Annotated in this window: 8 protein-coding genes and 1 pseudogene; 2 read left to right on the plus strand and 7 right to left on the minus strand. The window is 42.1% G+C overall.

Annotation, left to right across the window (positions count from 1 at the left end):
• Positions 1-24: 24 nt before the first annotated feature.
• From AACT52_RS15580 to AACT52_RS15590, 3 genes are all read right to left on the minus strand, one after another.
• Positions 25-933: an alpha/beta hydrolase gene (locus AACT52_RS15580; protein WP_073632009.1), complete on the minus strand. Its 909-nt coding sequence runs from the start codon at positions 931-933 to the stop codon at positions 25-27.
• Positions 930-1,889 carry an alpha/beta hydrolase gene (locus tag AACT52_RS15585; protein ID WP_073632011.1) on the minus strand — a complete coding sequence of 320 codons (960 nt, stop codon included), beginning with the start codon at positions 1,887-1,889 and terminating at the stop codon, positions 930-932. The genes AACT52_RS15580 and AACT52_RS15585 overlap by 4 nt, the downstream gene beginning before the upstream one ends.
• Before the next feature lie 80 nt (positions 1,890-1,969).
• Positions 1,970-2,875, minus strand: a complete 906-nt coding sequence (locus AACT52_RS15590) for an alpha/beta fold hydrolase (RefSeq protein ID WP_233153961.1) — start codon at positions 2,873-2,875, stop codon at positions 1,970-1,972.
• 97 nt (positions 2,876-2,972) lie between these two features.
• Between AACT52_RS15590 and AACT52_RS15595 the strand changes: the two genes are divergently transcribed.
• Positions 2,973-3,917, plus strand: a complete 945-nt coding sequence (locus AACT52_RS15595) for a lysylphosphatidylglycerol synthase domain-containing protein (protein ID WP_073632014.1) — start codon at positions 2,973-2,975, stop codon at positions 3,915-3,917.
• 32 nt (positions 3,918-3,949) lie between these two features.
• Entirely contained in the window at positions 3,950-5,755 is a 1,806-nt protein-coding gene (locus AACT52_RS15600; protein ID WP_073632015.1) for an aspartate kinase, read from the plus strand.
• A gap of 674 nt (positions 5,756-6,429) precedes the next feature.
• Here the strand turns inward: AACT52_RS15600 and AACT52_RS15605 are convergent.
• From AACT52_RS15605 to AACT52_RS15620, 4 genes and pseudogenes are all read right to left on the minus strand, one after another.
• Positions 6,430-6,963, minus strand: a complete 534-nt coding sequence (locus AACT52_RS15605; RefSeq protein ID WP_073632017.1) for a hypothetical protein — start codon at positions 6,961-6,963, stop codon at positions 6,430-6,432.
• Between the two features lie 179 nt (positions 6,964-7,142).
• The gene (locus AACT52_RS15610; RefSeq protein WP_073632019.1) at positions 7,143-7,481 is read right to left on the minus strand and encodes an SMR family transporter; all 339 of its coding nucleotides are present in this window, start codon (positions 7,479-7,481) and stop codon (positions 7,143-7,145) included.
• Between the two features lie 122 nt (positions 7,482-7,603).
• On the minus strand, positions 7,604-7,870 hold the full coding sequence (locus AACT52_RS15615; RefSeq protein WP_233153962.1) for a UbiA family prenyltransferase: 267 nt from the start codon (positions 7,868-7,870) through the stop codon (positions 7,604-7,606).
• Between the two features lie 3 nt (positions 7,871-7,873).
• Positions 7,874-8,670, minus strand: a pseudogene (locus AACT52_RS15620) (IS5 family transposase).
• Positions 8,671-8,761 lie beyond the last annotated feature (91 nt).

The following is an 8,761-nucleotide window of genomic DNA, read 5'->3' on the forward strand; positions in this document are numbered from 1 at the left end:
CCACTACCTACTAACCACTATCTACTATCTACTAACCCTTCCTTTTTTAAACTGTTCTCCAACAAAGGATAGCGAATCTTTGAGATGTTTGTGAAAGTAATTCCAGCCGACATCTGGACCAGACAAACCATGTCCTCCAGGAAAGGCATAAAACACATTTTCTATACCTAATTTGTTTAAGGTTTCGTGGAATGTTTGAGTGGAAGCTAGTAAATTGCGATCGCTTTTCCCAGCATCAAGATATACACGCAATTGCTTTCTATCTTGAACTGGTAACTGTTGTACAATCTTTTGAGGGCTATTTTGCGGACCGCTGTCATCCGTAAAATACCCGCTATGGCTAAACAAGATGTTAAAGTTTTGAGGATACCGTAAACCAATATTAAACGCGCCCCATCCCCCAGAAGACAGACCACCCAACGCCCAAAACTTTGGGCTTTCTAACGTGCGGTAGCGTGACTTGACGAGCTGTACTAACTCCGAACCTATCAACGTCCCCACTTTACCATGAGATCCATCATAATAATCAGGGTCGAACAAAGGACTCGAACCTCGCTGATCATTTCCATCTGGTGTAATTACGATAGACGGTGGTAGCTTTTTACTTTTATATAGTTCATGCAGTACGTTGAAAACTGCATATTTATCAACATAAGCACGGGCATCATCATGACCGCCATGTAGTAAAAATATAACAGGATAGCGCTGTTGGAGATTTTTGTCATACCCTGGAGGCAAAATGACGCCATATTGCCGTTGTGTACCCATTGCTTGACTGTTAAAAGTTTTTAGTTGAAACTTTAACTCAGTATTCGTTTGTTCTTGAGGTGGATCTAGCTGCGGCGCACCCAAGATAAATACATACCAGTACCCTGTTGCAGTCAGAATTGCCACCGTACCTGCAACCCCAATTAAGACTTTAGATAATTTCATGGCTTATCAAAACCCAAATTATCTGTAGTGTGTGCAATCATCGCTGAGATTTTAAATTGCCTGCCTACAAATGTTAGCGAATCTGCCAGATGTTCGTGCCAGTAGTTCCAAGTGTGACCTCCCGGAAACTGATAAAACATATTATAAATTTTCTCTGTAGTGAGGACTTGACTAAATTTTTTGGCTTCGTCAAGTCCTATTTCAGTATCTGCTAAACCCGTATCTAGGTAGACCCGTAAGCGTTTTTTAGCTTGAGGCGGAATGGTCTTGATATAAGTGATAGGACTATTTTGCGGTCCACTCTTATCCTGAAAGTAACCGCTATGACTAAATAAAATCGCGAAACGATTTAAGTAATGCAATCCCACATTCATTGCACCCCAACCTCCAGAAGATTGTCCACCGATCGCCCAAAAAGCAGGATTGGGGAGTGTACGGTAGCGGGCTTTGACAACTTTTACCAGTTCATCGCCAATCGCTGTGGAAACTTTACCATTAGGACCATCAATATAATCGGGGTCCCAGTAGGGGCTAGATCCACGTTTGTCATTACCATCTGGTGTGATGACAATACTAGGTGGCAACTTGCCTGTTGCATAAAGTTGTTGCAGGATTGTTAAAGCATCTCCTTTTGCAAACCAATGATCAGCATTTCCGTGTCCACCGTGGAGGAGAAAGATAACTGGATAGCGTTGATTTGGGTTTTGGTTATAGCCAGGAGGTAAAGCAACGCCGTAACTGCGACTTCCCTGCATAACTTCGCTATTGTAGGTTTCAATTTTATAAGTTTGGGGGGTGGATAAGTCTCTAACACTTGGTTGTGGCGGTAACACAGAAGCTAGGGTTGGCAGAGGCATCTGTTGTGGTACCTGCGCTTGTGCCTTTTTCAAGTAATTACAGCTACATAAAGTAAGCACCGAAACCAGTACCACCATTTTAGAGTTAAAGCAGTTCATGAAGAATATCGGTTGATAACAGTTCAATATTGGATAAAATCCAAATGAAATGATGACAAAGTGTATTGTTTAGTTAATGTTTACAAGGTTTTGGTTTGCAAGGATGAAGGCGTTTGTGTATTGATCCCAATAAGGTATTGAAATATAGCATCATTGACTAAATCCGCACACTCTGCCATTACAAGATGTCCCGCATTGGCAAAATGTAGATGAGTCCCGTTGACTAAATGTCTAACTAAGTCATCCCCCATCTGGCGTGTATACATTGGGTCAAGACCTGCGGTAATCACCAAAGCAGGGATGTGTAAATTTTTCGGCGCAGGGTGACGCGCAAAAAAGTTATAGTCCCAGAAAATTTCTAAGGCTTTGTAGGAGTGGAAATCTGTTGGTGTCGGGTTTTCCGCAAAAAACCGTTTTATGACACTGTGGCGGTAAGAAGTCGAAAAGAAGTTTGATATTGCTTGTATACCAGGTAAAGAATATAAATACCTCCCACCCCAAGCCATAAACTTCATCAGCGGAATTTCCCACCAAGGCGCTAAGTCATGAGTTCCACCGGCAATTAAAATCAAGCCACTCACACAGTTGTACTGGCTAAACTCTAACCCAAGAGGAACTCCATAACTGTGGCAACACAGCACTGGCGACTCAATACCGAACTGATACAATAATCGCTGTAAATCTCGACGATGCCGCCCTAGGGAATAACGAGGGTAAGGACTAGACTGTCCGTGTCCTGCCAAATCATACACCAGAACTTCCCAACCTTGGCTTTGAACAAACTCATACTGAGAACGAAAATTAAAGCGGTTCCCCGTTCCCCCGTGGAGAAAAACGATCGCTGGAGTTTTCCCCGAACTGTGGCAAACTTGTAAATTTACCCCTCGTCGCAGGTGAATTGTCGAACCAGCTAAGGCATCTTGAAAAGAGTCATGAGTCATGAGTTGTAGAGACGTGCCATGACACGTCTGTACATTGCAATTCATAGCTTACGCTAGGGATGTGTCAATTCTGTGTCAACTCAATGGAAATTTTACCAATGTTTAGTTATGAGCCATAATCTCCCGATTCTCCCTTTGCACTATGCTTGAAAAACTCCGACTCAACTTCAGTTCGTTGTTTGGCTTGCTGCTTCTGGTACTTTCCGTGTGGGCGATTAGCAACGAACTGCGTGAGTATAATTACCATGATGTGTTGCGATCGCTCGCCACAATTCCTAAAAGTCGCTTGAGTTTGTCAATTTGGTTGTCTGGCTTAGGCTATCTGGTGATGATATGGTATGATATCCTCGGTTTTAAGTATATTGGTCGTTCTCTAGCTTTTAACAAAGTTGCTTTTACTGGGTTTGTTAGCTCTGTATTAGGCAACACTATAGGTTTTGCCCTGCTGACTGGCAGTGCTATTCGTTATCGTTATTACTCTAGTTGGGGAGTACCAGCACTAGCGATCGCCCAAATCATTGCTTTTGCCAATTTCACTTTTTGGTTGGGAGTGTTTGCTGTATCTGGGGTGATATTTCTCTTCAATCCCTTACAAATTCCCACCCAAACACATTTGCCTTTTACAAGCACACGTTCTATCGGCGTTATTTTCCTGCTGGTGGTTGTTTCCTATTTATTGGGAAGTATTTTCATTAAACAACCGTTAGTTATTCGTGGGCAAGAGTTTCGTTTTCCTTCTTTCAAGATATCTTTTGCTCAAGTAGTCGTCTCTAGCTTGGACTGGATGATAGCTGCAGCAGTTCTCTATTTCTTGCTTCCCGCCAATCCATCTGTATCTTTTCTGGATGTGTTGAGAATCTACTCATTAGCGATGTTTGCAGGCGTCGTCAGTAACGTCCCTGCTGGGTTAGGAGTCTTTGAGATTGTCGTTTTGCATTTTCTCAAGACCAAATTTTCTCCTGTAGCAATTTTAGGCGCAACCCTAGCTTACAGAGCAATTTACGACTTATTGGCGTTGCTCGTTGCAGCAAGTTTACTGGGATTCTATGAAATTAGATACGGTGCAAGAAATATAATGAACAAATAGATTTCCCAGGGACGATTGACTACATTAAGCTTATGCCGCTCATAGTTCAGAAATACGGTGGTACATCTGTCGGTTCAGTAGAACGTATTCAAGCTGTTGCACAGCGCGTGTGCAAAACTGTCAAAGCAGGAAACTCTGTTGTCGTTGTGGTTTCCGCAATGGGTAAAACCACCGATGGACTCGTTAAGCTAGCATACGAAATTTCAACCAATCCCAACAGCCGGGAAATGGATATGTTGCTTTCCACCGGTGAACAAGTCACCATTGCCTTAGTAAGTATGGCTTTGCAAGAACTTGGACAGCCAGCAATTTCTCTGACAGGGGCACAAGTAGGAATTGTTACCGAAGCGGCACACACTCGAGCGCGAATTTTACATATCGAAACAGAGCGGGTCAAGCGACATCTTAATCAAAACAAAGTTATTGTTGTGGCTGGGTTCCAGGGTATTACCAGAACTGAGGAATTGGAAATTACTACCTTAGGACGTGGCGGTTCAGACACCTCAGCCGTGGCTTTAGCAGCAGCATTGCGAGCCGATTTTTGTGAAATTTATACCGATGTGCCAGGGATTTTAACGACAGATCCCCGTTTGGTTCCAGAAGCACAGCTGATAGATGAAATCACCAGCGATGAAATGCTGGAACTCGCCAGCTTGGGGGCAAAAGTCTTGCATCCCCGTGCTGTGGAAATTGCCCGCAACTATGGCGTTCCCCTAGTAGTACGCTCTAGTTGGACAGATGATCCTGGAACTTGGGTGATTTCACCGACACCACGTCCCCGTTCACTTGTCAATTTGGAAATTGCCCGTCCCGTTGATGATGTAGAATTTGACACCGATCAAGCAAAAATATCCATGTTGCGTGTGCCAGATAAACCAGGCGTTGCAGCACGGTTATTTGGAGAAATTGCCGTTCAGGATGTGGACGTAGATTTAATTATTCAGTCAATACACGAAGGTAATACAAATGACATTGCCTTTACCGTGATGACACCTATTTTAAAACGAGCGGAAGCCGTAGCGGCAGCCATTGCTCCTGTTCTGCGCTCTCACAAAGCTGCTGAAACTGAAGAAGCTGAAGTGATGATACAGGAAAATGTCGCCAAAGTCAGTATTGCAGGTGCGGGAATGATCGGGCGTCCCGGTGTTGCGGCAAAGATGTTCACCACCCTCGCAGAAGCTGGCGTCAACATCCAAATGATTTCCACCAGCGAAGTTAAAGTCAGCTGCGTAATTGACAACGCAGATTGCGATCGCGCCGTAGCAGCCCTCCACACCGCCTTTGAAGTCGGGGAAGTCGGGGCAGACAAATCACCCCGCTCATCCCCCTCATCCCCTGTCAGGGGTGTCGCCCTAGATATAAACCAGGCGCGTCTAGCAATTCGCCAAGTACAAGATCGTCCAGGAACGGCGGCGAAGCTGTTTGGACTGTTGGCAGAACACAACATCAGCGTAGACATGATTATTCAGTCCCAGCGCTGTCATGTGATCAATGGCGTTCCCAGACGAGATATTGCCTTCACCGTTGCCAGGATGGATGCACAAGCAGCGCAAAAAATGCTCCAGCAAGTAGCCGCAGAATATGGATGGGGTGAAGTCGTCTTGGATAGTGCGATCGCCAAAGTGAGTGTTGTAGGAGCAGGCATGGTAGGACAGCCAGGCATTGCGGCTACAATGTTTGAAGCGCTAGCACATCATCAAATTAATATCCAAATGATTGCCACTTCGGAAATCAAAATTAGCTGTGTTGTGGCGCAAGAGGAAGGTGTTAAGGCATTGCAAGCGATTCACACAGCATTTGGGTTGGCAGGAAGCCAAAGTATTCAAGTGCCTGCTTAATAATCACTCAAAGTCAAGCCGGACAACATCTTCAAGCTCTCTCGTTCCCATGCTGAGCATGGGAACGAGAAAACGAGAAATTCGTAACGTTTTTAAACGCTGAGGTGCGCGCTCGGTAAACGCAAAGGTACACAGAGTCTTCGTTCAAGTTTTCGCTATGAACTTATGGAATCATGTACTAAGTTAAGCGGCGACAGTGTGATTTGAAACAAAAAATGAGATTTTAACTCATGATATGCTTCAAAAATGAGTATCCAGTTTATAGTTCACTTTTAGTATTCGAGTTTTTTACTAATAATAATTATCGTGTAGGGGATAAAAAGACTGATACGAGCAACGTTCGTATCAATCCTTCGGCTTGATTATCATTATTATTCAGCTTCGATTTGAGTAGGCGATCGCCTAACAACAGAGCGATCGCTTGGACAATGAAATATTTGATTTTTACTCAGATATCTACTAAAACAAAAGTTTTGAACCATAACATGGGTATTTGAACCATATTTTGAATTGAAAGTTTAAGTTAGAGCAATTTTTTCAGAGATTTTTTGTACAAGTTTTGTCCAAATGTGTTTTTTCAACTCATTCTCTAGTTATGATTCAAAATTTTAACTCTCACTCATGATTTGATTCAAAGTTTTATTTTGTGATTGCCTCATAAGCCTGAATTTTCGTTAACTTTTTTCTAATTTGTGGTTCAAAATTTTTCTCACATTATGATTCAAAGCATATGAACATATAAAGGCGATGTTAAAAGTTTTCCCAACTTCAATCTGTCCAATTAACTTATAAATAGAGGCAGCATATATCCAAGGACCTTTGGCGTAGTGATCTACCCAAATGTCACCAACTTTTGCCTTAAATGGATTCCAGTTATTTGCAAGGTGATAAACAGCTTTTTGATGATATACCTGACCATCCCAAGAGAGATCATAGAAAGCACTTGATATCCAGATTGATATCAGCATCGTAAGAATAAAAAGCGTTACAATCCATAACCTATGACGAAAGCTTGATTGGGGAAGCAATATCCTTGATAAGATTAAGCAGTATGCTATAGAGGCTAGAAAGCTGATTATAAAAATAGAGGTTGAAATAGTGTAGTTACAAATGAAAAATATTGAGCTTAAAAAAACAATTAGGAAAGCTAATACGAAAATAGCTGTTCCTATAATTAGGAGTGAATTACTTATCTTATCTCTTACCATAGAATTTATACCTCTCATAACCCTTGGCTCGAAACTATAGCCCTTGTCACTGTCATTGACATAATGAGGTCAATAAAAAATGACCTTTTATCCTGAAATACCATTAAAAATAATTTTTTAATGGAGGCAAAAATTGTTACAAATCATTTTTAAAATGCTGTAAATTAATTATCAAATAATTAAGAGTGTTTGCCAAAAGCAATCGCCCAAATGCCACTCACAACTAACCCTACTCCCCACCATTGGGGAATTGAGACTTTTTCCTGCAAAATCACTGACGCTGCAATCGTTGTAACTACAATAGTTAATCCTATAACTAATGGATAGGCAACAGATAAATTCAATTTCCCTAAAACGACTACATAAAAAATCATACTCAAGCCGTAGCTACAAATACCTCCCAGCAAATAGATATTCAAAAGAGTTTGACCAGATCCTAGTTTCAATAGAGTTTGAGCCAATGTATTTAACCCCACTGTAATTAAAATCAGTAAACTAAAAACTAGCTGGTTGCTCATGATAAAAATTTATTCACTTTATAATTTGAATAACTTAGTGTTCTTTTGAGAAAATGACCAATTAGAAAAAAGTTTTATAACCAACAGTAGGATCAAAGTTCCACAATTCTCCTTCATCTGGATTATGCAGTGATGGCAGCACCCAACTGGGGCGATCGCAACCATCCAATAGTCAGAGCGCTACCTAATAAAGCCACTGCCATCCCTGTTGCAACAGGGATTTTGACTAATCCGGCGGCAATTGGTCGCTTACATTTGATAGGATGCTGACGGTCAGATTCAACATCTGCTATGTCATTGATTAAGTAAAAACCACTTGATGCACAACAAAATAATGTAAATGCTAGTAGACTGCCTAAGAGCTTGTTTGAAAAGTTTTTATAAGTCAAAACTTATGCTAACCGCCTTACCATAATACGGATCATGGCAAGATAAATAAAAGTCTCCGATGTTTCAGGTAATAGCTCATAGTCCCGAACTAATCGGCGACATCCCATCAGCTTTCCCATAAGTTCGCTCTACAACCCAACGTTTTTTGAGCAAGACAAAACCTTTAGCCTCTTGCGAGCGCAACACAACCTGTACAATCCAACGGCAAAAATTCATCACCCACTGCATGAAAGGTTCGTAATCATTGCCACCATCTACCCAGATAGTAGTCAAACGAGATACCTTTTGATTGGACTGTTTGACCGGATGCGCGAACTTGTTTTCCTCCTTCTCGTTCACCAACATTGGCTGCGGTAACTAAAACCCTCAAAACCAATCCCAAGGTATCGACGGTCATAAATCGCTTACGTCCTTTTCACTTTTTACCTGCATCAAAACCAACTGACTGGCTCACCATTGCTGCGCTTTTAACACTTTGACTGTCAATGATTGCCTCGGATGGACTTGGTTGACGTTGATGCAAATATGCGAACCCAAACTCTTACGACTATCGTGGATTTTTAGCCAAGTCGCGTCTTTACGCCAATTGCGAAAGTATGTATAGACCGTTTGCCAGGCAGGAAAATCTCCTGGTAGCGATCGCCATCTGACTCCTTCTACCAAAATGTAGAAAATCGCGCCATCGAACCTCCCACATATCAACTTCACGCTTTCGACCACCCGGTTTCGCTTCCGGAATTAGGTCACTCATCAATTTATATTGTGCCAGGGTTAGGTTGCTGGGGTAAGCTTTACTCATACCACTCTCTCGGTGCTGTTTAGTATCTATACGAGCGCGTATACTCAGAGAGCTTTTTTACGATATTCCCGACTTTTCAAACATCCTCTTA

It is taken from the genome of Scytonema sp. HK-05 (assembly GCF_963872035.1).
Taxonomy (GTDB): domain Bacteria; phylum Cyanobacteriota; class Cyanobacteriia; order Cyanobacteriales; family Nostocaceae; genus Kalymmatonema.

Bases quoted from the DNA above. Each gene is read 5' to 3' on its own strand.
- AACT52_RS15580 (WP_073632009.1), bottom strand. From the start codon at position 933: ATGAAATTATCTAAAGTCTTAATTGGGGTTGCAGGTACGGTGGCAATT.
- AACT52_RS15585 (WP_073632011.1), bottom strand. From the start codon at position 1,889: ATGAACTGCTTTAACTCTAAAATGGTGGTACTGGTTTCGGTGCTTACT.
- AACT52_RS15590 (WP_233153961.1), bottom strand. From the start codon at position 2,875: ATGAATTGCAATGTACAGACGTGTCATGGCACGTCTCTACAACTCATG.
- AACT52_RS15595 (WP_073632014.1), top strand. From the start codon at position 2,973: ATGCTTGAAAAACTCCGACTCAACTTCAGTTCGTTGTTTGGCTTGCTG.
- AACT52_RS15600 (WP_073632015.1), top strand. From the start codon at position 3,950: ATGCCGCTCATAGTTCAGAAATACGGTGGTACATCTGTCGGTTCAGTA.
- AACT52_RS15605 (WP_073632017.1), bottom strand. From the start codon at position 6,963: ATGGTAAGAGATAAGATAAGTAATTCACTCCTAATTATAGGAACAGCT.
- AACT52_RS15610 (WP_073632019.1), bottom strand. From the start codon at position 7,481: ATGAGCAACCAGCTAGTTTTTAGTTTACTGATTTTAATTACAGTGGGG.